The organism is Paracoccus haeundaensis (assembly GCF_006239215.1).
Classification (GTDB): Bacteria; Pseudomonadota; Alphaproteobacteria; order Rhodobacterales; family Rhodobacteraceae; genus Paracoccus; species Paracoccus marcusii.
The window spans coordinates 100,975-115,621 of record NZ_VDDC01000005.1 but is presented as its reverse complement, the minus strand read 5'-3'; the positions used below and the strand labels follow the sequence as shown (position 1 = coordinate 115,621).

The 14,647-nt window shown below is 68.1% G+C and carries 16 protein-coding genes; 11 read left to right on the top strand and 5 right to left on the bottom strand.

All coding sequences use genetic code 11. The features are described 5' to 3' along the window. Nucleotides 1-51: 51 nt before the first annotated feature. From FHD67_RS02510 to FHD67_RS02500, 3 genes are all read left to right on the top strand, one after another. A complete protein-coding gene (locus FHD67_RS02510; RefSeq protein ID WP_139597716.1) occupies nt 52-597 on the top strand; it encodes a gamma-glutamylcyclotransferase in 546 nt (181 codons plus the stop codon). Nucleotides 598-819: 222 nt separating this feature from the next. Next, the gene (locus tag FHD67_RS02505; RefSeq protein ID WP_139597760.1) at nt 820-1,968 is read left to right on the top strand and encodes a biopolymer transporter ExbB; all 1,149 of its coding nucleotides are present in this window, start codon (nt 820-822) and stop codon (nt 1,966-1,968) included. Nucleotides 1,969-1,972: 4 nt separating this feature from the next. Then, the gene (locus tag FHD67_RS02500) at nt 1,973-3,661 is read left to right on the top strand and encodes a peptidoglycan -binding protein (protein ID WP_139597715.1); all 1,689 of its coding nucleotides are present in this window, start codon (nt 1,973-1,975) and stop codon (nt 3,659-3,661) included. Here FHD67_RS02500 and FHD67_RS02495 read toward each other — a convergent pair. From FHD67_RS02495 to FHD67_RS02485, 3 genes are read right to left on the bottom strand one after another with little or no spacing between them, the layout of a single operon-like run. Beyond that, nucleotides 3,658-3,996 carry an SMR family transporter gene (locus FHD67_RS02495; protein ID WP_045981174.1) on the bottom strand — a complete coding sequence of 113 codons (339 nt, stop codon included), beginning with the start codon at nt 3,994-3,996 and terminating at the stop codon, nt 3,658-3,660. The two genes, FHD67_RS02500 and FHD67_RS02495, sit on opposite strands and share 4 nt — an antisense overlap. Beyond that, entirely contained in the window at nt 3,993-4,997 is a 1,005-nt protein-coding gene (locus tag FHD67_RS02490) for a YihY/virulence factor BrkB family protein (RefSeq protein WP_139597714.1), read from the bottom strand. Before FHD67_RS02490 ends, FHD67_RS02495 begins: the two co-directional genes overlap by 4 nt. A gap of 21 nt (nt 4,998-5,018) precedes the next feature. Further along, entirely contained in the window at nt 5,019-5,654 is a 636-nt protein-coding gene (locus FHD67_RS02485; RefSeq protein ID WP_139597713.1) for a hypothetical protein, read from the bottom strand. A gap of 144 nt (nt 5,655-5,798) precedes the next feature. Between FHD67_RS02485 and purB the strand changes: the two genes are divergently transcribed. The 4 genes from purB to gap all read left to right on the top strand — a co-directional run bounded on the left by purB (nt 5,799) and on the right by gap (nt 9,486). Next, nucleotides 5,799-7,112 (top strand): adenylosuccinate lyase, encoded by a 1,314-nt coding sequence (gene purB, locus FHD67_RS02480; RefSeq protein WP_139597712.1) that lies wholly within the window; start codon nt 5,799-5,801, stop codon nt 7,110-7,112. Between the two features lie 73 nt (nt 7,113-7,185). After that, entirely contained in the window at nt 7,186-8,196 is a 1,011-nt protein-coding gene (locus FHD67_RS02475; protein WP_139597711.1) for a FliG C-terminal domain-containing protein, read from the top strand. A 53-nt stretch (nt 8,197-8,249) separates the two neighbouring features. Then, complete coding sequence (locus tag FHD67_RS20340) at nt 8,250-8,393, top strand: hypothetical protein (protein ID WP_045981171.1); 144 nt, start codon at nt 8,250-8,252, stop codon at nt 8,391-8,393. A 91-nt stretch (nt 8,394-8,484) separates the two neighbouring features. After that, nucleotides 8,485-9,486 (top strand): type I glyceraldehyde-3-phosphate dehydrogenase, encoded by a 1,002-nt coding sequence (gene gap, locus FHD67_RS02470; RefSeq protein WP_045999498.1) that lies wholly within the window; start codon nt 8,485-8,487, stop codon nt 9,484-9,486. Nucleotides 9,487-9,551: 65 nt separating this feature from the next. On the opposite strand, the gene FHD67_RS02465 is transcribed toward gap, so the two are convergent. Beyond that, nucleotides 9,552-10,304: an SDR family oxidoreductase gene (locus tag FHD67_RS02465; RefSeq protein ID WP_045999499.1), complete on the bottom strand. Its 753-nt coding sequence runs from the start codon at nt 10,302-10,304 to the stop codon at nt 9,552-9,554. A 63-nt stretch (nt 10,305-10,367) separates the two neighbouring features. Continuing rightward, nucleotides 10,368-10,685 (bottom strand): antibiotic ABC transporter, encoded by a 318-nt coding sequence (locus FHD67_RS02460; protein ID WP_232303263.1) that lies wholly within the window; start codon nt 10,683-10,685, stop codon nt 10,368-10,370. Between the two features lie 157 nt (nt 10,686-10,842). Here FHD67_RS02460 and pyrC point away from each other — a divergent pair, with 157 nt between their 5' ends. From pyrC to FHD67_RS02440, 4 genes are all read left to right on the top strand, one after another. Continuing rightward, nucleotides 10,843-11,886, top strand: coding sequence for a dihydroorotase (gene pyrC / locus FHD67_RS02455; protein ID WP_139597710.1), 1,044 nt, complete (start codon nt 10,843-10,845; stop codon nt 11,884-11,886). Further along, complete coding sequence (locus tag FHD67_RS02450; RefSeq protein ID WP_139597709.1) at nt 11,883-12,554, top strand: orotate phosphoribosyltransferase; 672 nt, start codon at nt 11,883-11,885, stop codon at nt 12,552-12,554. Before pyrC ends, FHD67_RS02450 begins: the two co-directional genes overlap by 4 nt. Nucleotides 12,555-12,650: 96 nt before the next feature. Further along, complete coding sequence (locus tag FHD67_RS02445) at nt 12,651-14,153, top strand: replicative DNA helicase (RefSeq protein WP_084693681.1); 1,503 nt, start codon at nt 12,651-12,653, stop codon at nt 14,151-14,153. A 4-nt stretch (nt 14,154-14,157) separates the two neighbouring features. Further along, complete coding sequence (locus FHD67_RS02440; protein WP_127898173.1) at nt 14,158-14,508, top strand: DMT family protein; 351 nt, start codon at nt 14,158-14,160, stop codon at nt 14,506-14,508. Nucleotides 14,509-14,647 lie beyond the last annotated feature (139 nt).

Sequence of the window (14,647 nt, the reverse complement as noted above, 5' to 3'; positions counted from 1 at the left end):
CCTTTTTTCCCGCCCCGTCCTGCCCTACCTTGTGCCCCGAAAGGACGGACAATGGAACGCATCGATTGGGTCTTCGGCTATGGCTCGCTGATCTGGAACCCCGGTTTCGATCCGGTCGAGACCGTGCATGCGCGCCTGGCCGGATATGCCCGCAGCTTCTGCCTGCGGTCGATCCAGCATCGCGGGACCGAGGCCGTGCCCGGCCTGGTGCTGGGCCTTGATCCGCAGGACGGCGCCAGCTGCCAGGGCGTGGCCCTGCGCATCCGCCCCCACGATCATGACCGCGTCCTGGCCGACCTGCGTGCGCGCGAACTGGTGACCGACGCCTATCGCGAGGCGATCCTGCCTGTCGATCTGCAGGACGGTCGGCGGGTGCAGGCGCTGGCCTATGTGATGCGGCGCGACCACTGGCAATATGCCGGCGGCCTGCCCACCGACGAACAGGCCCGCATCATCGCGCAGGCGCATGGCGGGCGCGGCCCGAATGCCGAATACCTGTTCAACACCGCCGCCCATCTGGCGCAGATCGGCATGCCCGACGACCATCTGGACGCGCTGTCCGATGCCGTCCGGGCGCTGTTGCCGCCGCCCGGCTGACCCGCGCCGTCGGAATGCTTGGCAAGTGAGGCGCCCCGTCCTACAGTCGAGCAAAAGCATCGATGGGACGGGGATTTACCGGTGAGCGATCCGACACATGGCGACCCCAGGGCGCCCTCGCGGCTGACCCTGACGAACCGGCGCATCTCGGCCACGCGGGACAAGGCACTGATCGGGGCGGCGGGCGCGCCGCGCTTTTCCCAACCGGTGCGGCAGATCCTGATGATGCTGATTGTGCTGGGGCTGGTCCTGGCGGGGGGCTGGTTCGCCTATGGGCGGATCCTGTCCATCTTCGACGCGAACCGCTGGCTGAACGGACTGATCCTGACGGTCTTTGCCCTGGGCGTGCTGGCCTGCTTCTGGCAGGTGGGGCAGCTGACCCGGTCGGTCAGCTGGATCGAACGGTTCGCCGCCCGGCGCCGCGACACCGACCGCAACGGCACCATCCAGGACGAGGCGCCCCGCCTGCTGGCCCCCCTGGCGGCCCTGCTGGGATCGCGCGGGCCCGGAGGAGAGGCGATCAGCGCCAGCGCCGCAAGCTCGATCCTGGATTCGGTCGCGACGCGCATCGACGAGGCGCGCGACATCACCCGGTATCTGGCAAATCTGCTGATCTTTCTGGGGCTTCTGGGCACATTCTACGGTCTTGCGACAACCATCCCGGCGGTCGTGGCGACCATCCGGGCACTGTCGCCTGAAAACGGACAGTCGGGGCTGGACCTGTTCCAGAACCTGATGACGGGCCTTGAATCACAGCTGGGCGGGATGGCTACGGCATTCTCCTCGTCGTTGCTGGGTCTGGCGGGGTCGCTGGTGGTGGGCCTTCTGGAGCTGTTCGTGACGCACGGCCAGAACCGGTTCTATCGCGAACTGGAGGAGTGGATGTCGGGCTTTACCCGGATCAGCATTGCCTCCGGTGACGGGGACGGTGTCGATCAGGCGGCACTGGCCGGGTTCCTGGACCAGATGGCGGGACAGATGGACCGCCTGCAGGCCTATCACGCCGAACGCGACGCCATGCGCGACGAGGCCGCGCTGATGGCCGACGAACGCGTCGTGGTCATGGCACAGGCGATCGACGCGCTGGTCCAGCAGGTGCAGGCGGACCGCGACGCGCCCGATGGCCAGTCCGAACGCCTGACCCAGGCCCTGACGCGGCTGGCCGATCACCAGCCGCCCGCCCCCGACCTGACACGGCTGGAGGCCGCGCTGGACCGCCTGACCACCGAACTGACCAATGGCCGGAACGAAGCGGTTGCCGATCTGCGCGCCGACATCCTGGTGCTGACCCGCGCGGTCCGCGCCGCGCGCTTTGGTGATCCGTTCCGCGACGACCTGCTGGGCCGCGACCCCGCCCGCGGCGAGGGCTAGACCGATGCGCCTGTCCCGCGGATCCTCGGCGCAGCGTTTCTCGTCCACGATCTGGCCGGGCTTCGTCGACGCGATGACGGCGCTGCTTCTGGTGCTGATGTTCGTGCTGACGATCTTTACCGTGGTCCAGGGGGTGCTGCGCGAACAGATCACCACCCAGGACGACACGATCAGCACCCAGGACGAGACGATCACCGATCAGGGTCAGGTCATCTCGCGCCAGGAACGCCAGCTGAACGAACTGGGCGCGCAGGTCGCGTCCCTGGGTCAGGCGCTGAACGCGTCCCAGGATCGCGAAACCGACCTGACCCGGTCGCTGGAGACCGAGGCCGAGCGTGCCGCCCGGGCCGAGGCGGAGGCCCGCGACCGGGCCGCCCGCATCGCCCGCCTGTCCAGCCAGCTGGCCACCGGAGAGACCCAGCTGGCCGAGGCGCGCACCCGCCTGACCGACTTCGAGGCCGAGGTCGCTGCCTTGCTGGCCGAACGCGCACAGGGTCAGGCGCGGCTGGAGACGTTGGAGACACAGCTGGATCAGGCAGAGGACCGCGCATCGGCCGCGGAACTGGCCGTCGCGGCCGCCCGCTCCGAGACCGACGCGCAGGCCGAGGCCGCGCGCCTTGCCGCCGCCCGCCGCGATGCGCTGGAGGCGCTGGCCGCGGACCTGCGCGCTCAGGTCGGCCAGCAGCGGGCGCAGCTGGACCGGACCCAGGCCAGCCTGACCGAGGCCGAACAGACCCGCCTGGCCGAGGCCGAGGCCGCAGCCCTGCTGCGCGAGCGGCTGGAGGGGGCGGATGCCGAACTGACCGCCATGACACTGGCCCTGGAGGAGCGTCGCCGCGAGGCGGAGGAGACGCTGACCCTGCTGGCCGCCGCGAATGCCGCCCGCGACGCGGCGGAGACGCAGGCCCAGGCCCAGCTGTCCGAGGCCGAGCGTCAGGCCGCCCTGCTGGCCACCGCGCGGGCGGAGCTGGCCGATCAGGAGGACCTGTCGCAGGACAGCCAGCGCCGGGTGGCGGCGCTGAACGAACAGGTGGCGCAGCTGCGCTCTCAGCTGGGGTCGTTGCAGGCGCTGCTGGATGCGGCGGGGCAGGAGCAGGCGGATGCAGAGCTGCGCGTGTCCGACCTGGGCCAGCAACTGAACGCCGCCCTTGTCCGCGCCGCCGAGGAAACCCGCGCCCGCCTGGCGCTGGAAGAGGAGGCCCGCCTGGCGGCCGAGGCGGAGGCCCAGGACCTAGCCCGCTATCGGTCCGAATTCTTTGGCCGCCTATCGCAGATCCTGTCGGGGCGCGAAGGCGTGCAGGTCGTGGGCGACCGTTTCGTGTTCCAGTCCGAAGTGCTGTTCGCCCCAGGAGAGGCCACCCTGTCCCAGGCTGGCCGTGAACAGGTCGCCGGGCTTGCCACCCTGCTGCGCGACATCGCCGACGAGATCCCGCCCGAAATCGACTGGATCATCCGCGTCGACGGGCATACCGACAATCTGCCCCTGTCGGGGACCGGCCGCTATGCCGACAACTGGGAACTGAGCCAGGCCCGCGCCCTGGCCGTGGTACGTTATCTGTCCGACGATCTGGACTTTCCGGCCGCGCGCCTGGCGCCCACGGGCTTTGCCGACACCCGCCCCATCGCGACCCAGGACACGCCCGAAGCCCGCGCCCTGAACCGCCGGATCGAACTGAAGCTGACCGAGCGCTAGTGCCCGACGGTACGGGAGAACACGTTGATCACGACGACCCCGGCGACGATCAGGCACAGCCCGATCACCGCCGGCAGGTCCAACCGCTGGCCGAACACGACCAGCCCGATCATCGCGACCAGGGCCACGCCGAACGCGCTCCAGATCGCATAGGCCACGCCCAGGGGCAGCACCTTGAGGCTGACAGACAGCAGGTAGAAGCTGGCCAGATAGCAGACGGCCATCCCCACCGTGGGCGCCAAGCGCGTGAACTGTTCCGAGCGCTGCAACAGCGTCGTGCCCAGAACCTCCAGCGCGATGGCGAACCCCAGGGGGATGTAAGGGGACAGGGTCATCGGGCCTCGCGCTTTAGGGGACGGTCGTCGGGCAAGCCTGCCATATGTTTCAGGTGGCGTTCCAGTTCGGAATTGATCTCGGCCCCGACCAGCACGATCGTCGCGTTCAGCCACAGCCAGGTCATCAGTGCGACCACCGCACCCAGCGATCCGTAGGTCTCGTTGTAATTGCCGAAATTCACCGCGTACCAGGAAAACAGCATCGAGGTCGCGACAAGCGCCAGCCCGGCAAAGACCGCGCCCGGAGAAATCCAGCGCCAGCGTGACTTGGGCGCCGCGGGCCCCCAGCGATAGACCGCCGCCAGCGCCGCGATCAGCAGGCCCAGCATCAGCGGCCAGCGGATCACGGCCAGGATCGTCTCGGCCCCCCAGCCGATGGGCAACAGCCGCAGCAGCATGGGCACGACCGCGATCACCGCCAGCATCAGCGCGATCATCGCCAACCCGCCGATGGTAAAGCACATCGCCACCAGGTTCAGCCGCACGATGCCGCGCGTCTCGCGCTGAAAGAATGCGACGTTCAGCGCCGAAAGCAGCGCCTTCATTCCGCCATTCGCCGAATAGAATGCGACCAGCAGCGCGACGACCCCGGCCAGGGACAGCGCGCCCGTCGAGGCCGAGGCAATGGACACGACCTGCGCGCGGATGATCTCCAGCGAGCTTTCGGGCAGCAGCGGTTCGATCAGTTCCAGGTGGCTCTGGATGGTCGAGGGGTCCGCCCACAGCCCGTACAGCGACACGAAGGCGGTGATCGCCGGAAACAGCGACAGCAGGCCGAAGAAGGTGACGCCCCCGGACACCGACGTGACGCGATCGTCGCCGATCTGGCGAAACGTCGATTTCGCCACCGCCAGCAGGTCGGCCCGCGTCATGTCGCGAAGCCCCGGCATCCGCTTGGCGGGCACCGGGGCGGGGTCATCGGCCATCAGGCCGAAACGCCGTTTCGTGTCGTCATCCAGCGGGCCGAACAGGGCGTCGCGAATGCCGGTCCCTTGGGTCATGCGTCGTCCCTGATGGGCGGATCAGATCCGGGTGTCGTCGGATTGCGGGCGCGGGGCACGCTGCTGGACGGGGCCCGGATTGGGACCGGGCGCACCATTCAGGATGGCACGCAGCTGATCGGCCGCGGCCACGAAATCGCCCACGATGGTCGTCGCCTGGCTGGAAACGCCGCGGAACGACTGAAAAGCCCCCGCCAGCGACTGCGCGACGCCGTTCAGACCGTCCGACAGGTCGGTCGCGGTGCGCGTCAGGTCCTTGGCGAAATTGCCGCTGCGGCCGCGCGACGCTTTGGCGCGCAGACGGGCGGCATGGGCGTTGTCTTCGCGGGCCTGGGCACGGACGCGGCGGCGCATCGCCTCGCGCTCGTCCTCTTCCAGATGGGCGAACCGGGGGGCGGCTGCCGGGCGATAGGCCGGGCGGGGCGCATCGTCCGTTCCGGCCAGCTTGCGCGCAGCGATGGCCGCGGCGGCCGTTACCCCTGCCATGCCCAGCGCGACGCCGGCCCAGACCACGGCCTTGGCGACGGTCGAGGTGTCGTCCGTGCGGCGCGACTGCGGGCCACGATGGCCGGCAGGCACGGGGCGCGGACCAAAGCGGGTCTGGCTGGTGCGGTCGGCCTCGGTCAGGGGCGGGCGGGGGGTCTGGGGGCGGCGCATGGCAATCTCCGGTCGGTTGTCGCGTCTGTTGCCACCGAACCCCCCTTGCGCGGGGAATGTTCCCGCAAAGCCAGCCGGGGCGCATGAAAACTTGCCCCCGCCCCCCTGCCCCGCTATGCCCCGACCCAGCAAAAGGAGCCCGCCATGATCCCGCGTTACAGCCGCCCCGAAATGGTCGCCATCTGGTCCCCCGAGACCAAGTTCCGCATCTGGTACGAGATCGAGGCCCATGCCTGCGACGCGCAGGCCGATCTGGGCGTGATCCCGCGCGAGAATGCCGAGGCCGTCTGGAAGGCCCGCGACGTCCAGTTCGACGTGGCCCGCATCGACGAGATCGAGGCCGTCACCAAGCATGACGTCATCGCCTTCCTGACGCATCTGGCCGAGCATGTGGGCGCCGACCAGGCGCGTTTCGTCCACCAGGGCATGACCAGCAGCGACGTGCTGGACACCACCCTGAACGTGCAGCTGGTCCGCGCCAGCGGCCTGCTGCTGGCGGGCATGGACCGGGTTTTGGCCGCCCTGAAGGCCCGCGCGCATGAACACAAGGACACCGTCCGCATCGGCCGCAGCCACGGCATCCACGCCGAACCGACCACCATGGGCCTGACCTTCGCGCGCTTCTATGCCGAGATGGCCCGCGGTCGCGCGCGCCTGCAGGCCGCGCGCGAGGAGATCGCCACCGGCGCGATCAGCGGCGCGGTGGGCACCTTTGCCAATATCGACCCCGCCGTCGAGGAGCATGTCTGTGCGAAGCTGGGCCTGCGCCCCGAACCGATCAGCACCCAGGTCATCCCGCGCGACCGCCATGCGATGTTCTTTGCCACCCTGGGCGTGATCGCCTCCAGCATCGAGAACATCGCCATCGAGATCCGCCACATGCAGCGCACCGAGGTTCTGGAGGCCGAGGAGTTCTTCAGCCCCGGTCAGAAGGGCTCGTCAGCGATGCCCCACAAGCGCAACCCCGTCCTGACCGAGAACCTGACCGGTCTGGCGCGGCTGGTGCGCATGTCGGTCATCCCCGCGATGGAGAACGTCGCCCTGTGGCACGAGCGCGACATCAGCCATTCCTCGGTCGAGCGTGCGATCGGGCCGGACACGACCATCACGCTGGATTTCGCGCTGCACCGCCTGGCGGGCGTGGTCGAGAAGCTGGTGATCTATCCAAAAAACATGCTGCGCAACATGAACCAGTTCAAGGGTCTGGTCATGTCCCAACGGGTGCTGCTGGCCCTGACGCAGGCCGGCGTGTCGCGCGAGGACAGCTATCGCCTGGTTCAGCGCAACGCCATGAAGGTCTGGGAAAAGGGCGCGGATTTCCGCACCGAACTGCTGGCCGATGCCGAGGTGACCGCCGCCCTCACCCCGGACGAGATCAACGAGAAGTTCGATCTGGGCTATCACACCAAGCATGTCGACACGATCTTTGCCCGCGTCTTCGGCGCCGACCCGCTTTAATTTCGGGTCGCCGTCAACCTTGCGTTAAGGCTGTCGTGGCAATCTGCCGTCGGATGCGATGACGGAGGCGGCGATGACGGGCCAGACAGGGCTGAACCAGCGGCAGAAGGCGGCGGTGATCGTGCGCCTTCTGCTGGACGATGACGAGGTCGCGGGACTGGACCGCCTGAACCCCAATGCCCAGACGCTGCTGGCGCAGGAGATGGCGGGGATGGAGCTGATCGACCGCAACACCCGCGACGCCGTCATCACCGAATTCTGCGACCGGCTGGAATCGGTCGGTGTCACCTTTCCGGGCGATCTGGACGGCACGCTGGCCATGCTGGGCGCACGGTTGTCGGACGACAGTTCTGACGCGCTGCGGCGCACCGCGGCGATCACCGGGCAGTCCGACCCCTGGGTGCGTCTGTGCAACCTGCCCAAGGAATCCCTGATCGCGCTGGCGAATGCCGAATCCGTCGAACTGGTGGCGCTGATGCTGTCCAAGCTGCCGGTCGAGGCGGCATCGGCCACCTTCATCGCCCTGCCCCGCGACCGGGCGCGCGTGGTAGCGCAGGCGATGTCGATGACCTCGGGCGTGACGCCCGCGGCGCTGCGCCGGGTCGGGCTGGTGCTGCTGCAGGCGGCCGAGGCGCTGCCCAAGCCCGCCATCGCCACGCCGGCCTGCGACCGCATGGGCGCGATCCTGAACTTTGCCACCGCCGATCTGCGCGATGACGTGCTGGGCGCGCTGGACGAACGCGACATGGAATTCGCGGATGGCGTGCGCAAGGCGATCTTCATCTTTGCCCATATCCCCACCCGGATCGAACCGCGCGAGGTGCCCAAGATCGTCCGCGAACTGGATCAGACCACGCTGGTCCGCGCCCTGGCCGCGCCGGGCGAGGCCGATGCCGCGGCCGCGGAGTTCATCCTGTCGAACCTGTCGCAGCGCATGTCCGACGGACTGCGAGAGGAGCGGGAGGCCTTGGGCAAGCCCCGCCCCAAGGATGTCGAGGAGGCAATGACCGAGGTCATCAGCGCGATCCGCCGTCTGCAGGAGGCGGGTCAGCTGACCCTGAAGATGCCGCAGGAGGACGAATAGGGTCTTGGCGCGGGCAGGCCCCCGCGCGATAACCCCGGCGACCGGAGGCGCAGATGACCAACCAGATCGCGATTGCCCTGCTGCTGCTGATCGCCGCGGCCTTTGCCGTGGACCATGTGTGGCTGGACGGACACCTGCCGCTGATGGCCGCGCGAGCAATGGATCGGTTGATAGAGTATCTCAGCTTCTGGCGCTGACGGGCGGGGCTGCTGCCCGTTTCGGCATTTGCATCGCCCCTGCCGCCACGCTACACCACGGGCAACCATCACCTGCTCGAGAGGGATACCCATGGCAGTCAAGGTCGCCATCAACGGCTTCGGCCGGATCGGTCGCAACGTCCTGCGCGCAATCATCGAATCGGGCCGCACCGATATCGAGGTCGTCGCCATCAACGATCTTGGCCCGGTCGAGACCAACGCCCACCTGCTGCGCTATGACAGCGTCCACGGACGCTTTCCGGCACAGGTCACGGTGTCGGACGACAGCATCGACGTGGGCCGCGGCCCGATCAAGGTCACCGCGATCCGCAACCCGGCCGAACTGCCCTGGGGCGATGTCGACGTGATCATGGAATGCACGGGCCTGTTCACCTCCAAGGAGAAGGTGCAGGCGCATCTGTCCACCGGTGCCAAGCGCGTCCTGATCTCGGCCCCGGGCGAGAACGCCGACAAGACCATCGTCTATGGCGTGAACCACGACACGCTGACCAAGGACGACCTGGTCGTCTCGAACGCCAGCTGCACCACGAACTGCCTGTCGCCGGTGGCGAAGGTGCTGAACGACACGATCGGCATCGATCGCGGCTTCATGACCACGATCCACAGCTATACCGGCGATCAGCCGACGCTGGACACGATGCACAAGGACCTGTACCGCGCCCGAGCCGCGGCGCTGTCGATGATCCCGACCTCGACCGGGGCCGCCAAGGCCGTGGGCCTGGTCCTGCCCGAGCTGAAGGGCAAGCTGGACGGCGTGGCCATCCGCGTGCCGACGCCCAACGTCTCGGTCGTGGACCTGGTGTTCGAGGCCAGCCGCGACACCTCGGTCGCCGAGATCAACGGCGCCATCAAGGCGGCCGCCGACGGCCCGCTGAAGGGCGTCCTGGGCTATACCGAGGAATCGCTGGTGTCGTCCGACTTCAACCACGACCCGCATTCGTCGATCTTCCACATGGACCAGACCAAGGTCATGGAGGGCCGCATGGTCCGCATCCTGACCTGGTACGACAACGAATGGGGCTTTTCGAACCGCATGTCGGACACGGCCGTGGCGATGGGCAAGCTGATCTGACACCCCCGCCGGACCAAAGGAAAGGGCCCCGTTGCGGGGCCCTTTTTCATGGCAAGACGCCACATTCAGTCGGCATAGATCATCCGCACCGTCATGCCGCCATCGACCACAAAACGCTGGCCCGTCACGAACCCGGCCTCGTCCGAGGCCAGCCACGCGACCAGCCCGGCGATATCTTCGACCCGGCCGACGCGGCCCACGGGATGCTGATTGCGGTCGGCGTCGGAATGGTCCGCATCGCTGCGGTTCGCGGTCTTCTGCCACGGCCCTGTGTCGATCCAGCCGGGCAGGATGCAGTTCGCGCGCACCTTGGGCCCCAGGCTGACCGCCAGCGCATGGGTCATCGCGACCAGCGCGCCCTTGGCCGCGGCATAGGCCTCGGTGTCGGGTTCCGATTGCAGCGCACGGGTCGATGCCATCGTGACGATGCTGCCCCGCGCCTGACGCAGCAGGGGCACCGTCGCGCGGATCACCAGAAACGCCCCGGTCACGTGGCTGTCCTGCCACCGCTGCCAGTCCTCAAGGCTCAGATCCTCGATGGGGCCGCTGACCGGGTCGGCGATGCCCGCATTCGACACCACCAGGTTCAGACCTGCCCCCTTCAGCCAGCCCTGTAGGGCCAGCATTCCCTGCGCCACCTGCCGTTCGTCGCCGACATCGATGGGCAGGGCCAACAGGCCGGGATCGGCCGCGCCGATCTCATCCAGCGCCTCTGCATCCAGATCGAAAACCGCGACGCGCCAGCCGTCTGACCGCAGGCGGGTCACGATGCCCCTGCCGATGCCCTGTGCGCCGCCGGTGATCAGTGCCGTCTTCATCCGCCCGCTCCATCCCGATGTTGCGTCATGGACCAACGGGGCGGATGCACGGCTTGTTCCGCCTCAGCCGGCCTTGACCGCGGACAGGCGCCGGGAATTTGCGCGGGTCCGTCGGGCATAGGGACGCATGCCGGCCGACAGCATGCGTTCGGCGCTGTGCCCACGCATCCCGGCGCTGGCCATCGCGAACAGCGATTCCGATACCGCAGCCTGCTTTTCGGCGACCATGCGGAACGGCTCTCCGGGGGCCTGGACCATCAGGCCCATCATCCCCGCCATGCGCAGCCCGATCACCATGTTCGATTCGATCGCGATCCGCGCGAACTGGGACGCAAGCCGGGCCTGGGCTGCGGGAAGAATCATCGGCATCATCGGGTTCATCGGCGAGGGTCCTTTCGGCTGCCATCACAGGAACTGCCCGGCAAAGCCACATTGCGCCCCATGGCGCAGACACTCAACCGCGACTTTCGGACAGGGTTCCCGAAATCTGAACGCGGCTGCTTGGCAAGACGGTGCTGCCGTGGTTAGAGGCAGCCTCATGACACAGACGCTGACCCTTCGCCGCCCGGACGACTGGCACCTGCATCTGCGCGACGGCGCGATGCTGGCCGCGGTCGCGCCGCATTCCGCGCAATTCGGCCGCGCGATCATCATGCCCAATCTGGTGCCGCCGGTCACGACCGGCGCCCAGGCTGCCGCCTATCGCGACCGCATCCGCGCCGCCCTGCCCCAGGGTGCTGCGCTGGACCCGCAGATGGTGCTGTACCTGACCGATACGACGGACGCGGCCGATGTCGTAGGCGCGTTCCGGGACGGGATCATTCGCGCGGTCAAGCTGTATCCGGCGGGCGCCACCACGAATAGCGCATCGGGCGTGACCGATTTCGACCGCGTCCAGCCCGTGCTGGAGGCGATGGCCGAGGCCGGCGTGACGCTGTGCGTGCACGGAGAGGTCACCGACCCGTCCGTCGACATCTTCGACCGAGAGGCCGTGTTCATCGACACGGTCCTGGACCCGCTGCGCCGCCGTACGCCGGGCCTGCGCGTTGTGATGGAGCATATCACGACCTCGCAGGGCGTCGATTACGCCCGCGCGGGCGGCGACGACCTGGGCGCGACGATCACGACGCATCATCTGGTCATCAACCGCAATGCCATCTTGGCGGGGGGCATCCGGCCGCATTACTACTGCCTGCCGGTCGCAAAACGCGAATCCCACCGCCTGGCGCTGCGCGAGGCCGCGACCAGCGGAGATGCGCGGTTCTTCCTAGGCACCGACAGCGCGCCGCACACGGATGCGGCGAAGCTTCAGCCCTGCGGCTGCGCGGGCTGCTTCACGGCGCCGAACACTATGTCGATCCTGGCGCAGGTGTTCCAGGACGACGGCGCTCTGGACCGGCTGGAAGCCTTCACCAGCCTGAACGGCGCAGCCTTCTATCGCATGGCGCCGAACGAGGACCGCATCACCCTGACGCGCCGCGACACGGCCGTCGACTATCCGGCGCAGATCACCGCGGGCGACGAGACCGTCACCGTCTTCGACCCCGGTTTCCCACTGTTCTGGCATCTGGAGGACCAATGAGCCTGACCTTCCCCGCGCGCGAGGAGATCGCCCGCCTGACCGCCCGGATGCTGCTGGAAATCAAGGCCGTCGACTTCAACGCGGCCCAGCCCTTCACCTATGCGTCCGGTCTCAAGGGGCCGACCTATGTCGATTGCCGCCGCATCATCAGCTTTCCGCGCGTCCGCGCCACGCTGATGGATTTCATGGCAGCGACGGTCATGCGCGACGCGGGCTTCGAGGCCTTCGACAACGTCGCGGGCGGTGAGACCGCGGGCATCCCCTTCGGCGCGCTGGTCGCCGAACGCTTGGGCCTGCCGATGACCTATGTGCGCAAGAAGCCCAAGGGCTATGGCCGCAACGCCCGGATCGAGGGCGTGATGACCGAGGGCCAGCGGGTCCTGCTGGTCGAGGATCTGACCACCGACGGCGGCAGCAAGCTGTCCTTTGTCGACGCGATCCGCGAGACGGGCGCGACCTGCGCGCATACGGCGGTGATCTTCTACTATGGCATCTTCCCGGAGACCACGCAGCGACTGGCCGATCACGGCGTGGCGCTGCACCACCTGTGCACCTGGTGGGACGTCTTGGCCGAGGCCCGCGCCCAGGGGGCCTTCGACGACGCGACCCTGACCGAGGTCGAGGCCTTCCTGACCGACCCCCGCGCCTGGCAGGCGGCGAACGGCTGAACCGGGGTTATCCCCAACAAACTGCGGCCGGCCCCATGACGCGGCCGGCCGCTTCGGTTTAATCTGGACCGCAACCAACGAAGGGGCAGGCAGACCATGAGCACTCTCACCGTCACCAGCGCGCATTTCATCGTTCCCGGACAGGCCGACGGGCCCGAGGACAAGCAGGCCATCCCCTTTTCGCTGGAGGCGGAGCAGCAGTTGCTGGGCGCGCTGCTGACCAACAACGACGTGTTCGACCGGGTCAGCCAGATCATCAAGTCGGACCATTTCTATCACCCGGTCCATGCCCGCATCTTCGACATCTGCGCCGAACGCATCCGCCGCAACGCGCTGGCCAGCCCCGTCACGATCAAGGCCTTCCTTGAGAACGACGACGGCCTGAAGGAACTGGGCGGCCCGGCCTATCTGGCCCGCATGGCGGCGGCGGCGATCAGCGCCTATGCCGCGCGCGACTATGCCCAGATGATCCGCGAATTCGCCCTGCGGCGCGAGTTGATGACCCTGGGCCAGGACATCGCCGCCCGCGCCGCCACCGTCGAGGTCGGGGACGACGCCGAGGAGCAGATCAAGGCCGCGGAACAGACACTCTACAAGCTGGGCGAGGCCGGGGTGGCCGAACGCGGGTTCCAGTCCTTCCTCAAGGCCGTGACCGGCGCAGTTCAGGTCGCCAACGCCGCCTATCAGCGCGACGGCAAGCTGTCGGGGATTTCCACCGGGCTGATCGACCTGGACGGCAAGATGGGCGGTCTGAACAATTCGGACCTGATCATCCTGGCCGGCCGCCCGTCGATGGGCAAGACCGCGCTGGCAACCAACATCGCCTTCAACATCGCCAAGTCGCACAAGCTGGGCGAAAAGCCCGACGGCACCCAAGGCTCGATCGAGGGCGGCGTCGTCGGCTTCTTCAGCCTCGAGATGTCGGCCGAACAGCTGGCCGCCCGCATCCTGTCCGAGGCCGCCGAGGTGCCGTCCGAGCGCATCCGCAGCGGCAACATGGACGAGGGCGAATTCCGCCGCTTCGTCGAGGCCGCGCACGCGCTGCAGAACTGCCCGCTGTTCATCGACGACACGCCCGCCCTGCCCATCAACCAGCTGGCCGCCCGCGCCCGCAAGCTGAAGCGCACGCATGGGCTGGACGTGCTGATCGTGGACTACCTTCAGCTCTTGAAGGCCGCGACCGCCAAGGACAGCCGCGTGAACGAGGTGTCCGAGATCACCCAGGGCCTCAAGGCCGTGGCCAAGGAGCTGAACATCCCCGTCATCGCCCTGTCCCAGCTGTCGCGCCAGGTCGAGAACCGCGAGGACAAGCGCCCGCAGCTGTCGGACCTGCGCGAATCCGGCTCGATCGAGCAGGACGCCGACATCGTGATGTTCGTGTTCCGCGAGGAATACTACAAGGAACGTGAAAAGCCCTCGGACAGCGACCTGGACGCGATGGCCCGCTGGCAGCAGGTGATGGAGAACGTCCACGGCAAGGCCGAGGTGATCCTGGGCAAGCAGCGCCACGGCCCCATCGGCACGGTCGAGCTGGCCTTCGAGGGCCAGTTCACCCGCTTCGGCAACCTCGCCCGCGACCGCCAGAGCCAGTGGGACTGACGCCATGAACCTGCCCGTCCCCGTGGCGACCATCGGCCTCCTGCTGGCCTCGAACATCTTCATGACCGTCGCGTGGTACGGTCACCTCAAGTTCAAGACCGCCCCCCTGGTGACGGTGATCTTCATCAGCTGGGGCATCGCCTTCTTCGAATACCTGATGCAGGTGCCCGCGAACCGCATCGGCTACGGCTATTTCAGCGCCGCGCAGCTCAAGACCATCCAGGAGGTCATCAGCCTCTCGGTCTTCGCGATCTTCTCCTGGGTCTATCTGGGCGAACGGATCGGTTGGCAGCACGGCGTGGGCTTCTCCCTGATCTGCCTCGGCGCCTGGTTCATCTTCCACGACTTCGGCTGATCGCGGGGGTGGCCCGGAGGGGGCGCTGCCCCCGCCGGCGGGGGGTCCGGGGGGCCGGCCCCCCGGCTCGCTGCGCGGGACGCAATCCATCTGGCGCATCCCCCCGCAGCCGCGCTATGGATTTCGCGCGGAGGTTTTG

Bases quoted from the DNA above. Each gene is read 5' to 3' on its own strand.
- FHD67_RS02510 (WP_139597716.1), top strand. From the start codon at position 52: ATGGAACGCATCGATTGGGTCTTCGGCTATGGCTCGCTGATCTGGAAC.
- FHD67_RS02505 (WP_139597760.1), top strand. From the start codon at position 820: ATGATGCTGATTGTGCTGGGGCTGGTCCTGGCGGGGGGCTGGTTCGCC.
- FHD67_RS02500 (WP_139597715.1), top strand. From the start codon at position 1,973: ATGCGCCTGTCCCGCGGATCCTCGGCGCAGCGTTTCTCGTCCACGATC.
- FHD67_RS02495 (WP_045981174.1), bottom strand. From the start codon at position 3,996: ATGACCCTGTCCCCTTACATCCCCCTGGGGTTCGCCATCGCGCTGGAG.
- FHD67_RS02490 (WP_139597714.1), bottom strand. From the start codon at position 4,997: ATGACCCAAGGGACCGGCATTCGCGACGCCCTGTTCGGCCCGCTGGAT.
- FHD67_RS02485 (WP_139597713.1), bottom strand. From the start codon at position 5,654: ATGCGCCGCCCCCAGACCCCCCGCCCGCCCCTGACCGAGGCCGACCGC.
- purB (WP_139597712.1), top strand. From the start codon at position 5,799: ATGATCCCGCGTTACAGCCGCCCCGAAATGGTCGCCATCTGGTCCCCC.
- FHD67_RS02475 (WP_139597711.1), top strand. From the start codon at position 7,186: ATGACGGGCCAGACAGGGCTGAACCAGCGGCAGAAGGCGGCGGTGATC.
- FHD67_RS20340 (WP_045981171.1), top strand. From the start codon at position 8,250: ATGACCAACCAGATCGCGATTGCCCTGCTGCTGCTGATCGCCGCGGCC.
- gap (WP_045999498.1), top strand. From the start codon at position 8,485: ATGGCAGTCAAGGTCGCCATCAACGGCTTCGGCCGGATCGGTCGCAAC.
- FHD67_RS02465 (WP_045999499.1), bottom strand. From the start codon at position 10,304: ATGAAGACGGCACTGATCACCGGCGGCGCACAGGGCATCGGCAGGGGC.
- FHD67_RS02460 (WP_232303263.1), bottom strand. From the start codon at position 10,685: ATGAACCCGATGATGCCGATGATTCTTCCCGCAGCCCAGGCCCGGCTT.
- pyrC (WP_139597710.1), top strand. From the start codon at position 10,843: ATGACACAGACGCTGACCCTTCGCCGCCCGGACGACTGGCACCTGCAT.
- FHD67_RS02450 (WP_139597709.1), top strand. From the start codon at position 11,883: ATGAGCCTGACCTTCCCCGCGCGCGAGGAGATCGCCCGCCTGACCGCC.
- FHD67_RS02445 (WP_084693681.1), top strand. From the start codon at position 12,651: ATGAGCACTCTCACCGTCACCAGCGCGCATTTCATCGTTCCCGGACAG.
- FHD67_RS02440 (WP_127898173.1), top strand. From the start codon at position 14,158: ATGAACCTGCCCGTCCCCGTGGCGACCATCGGCCTCCTGCTGGCCTCG.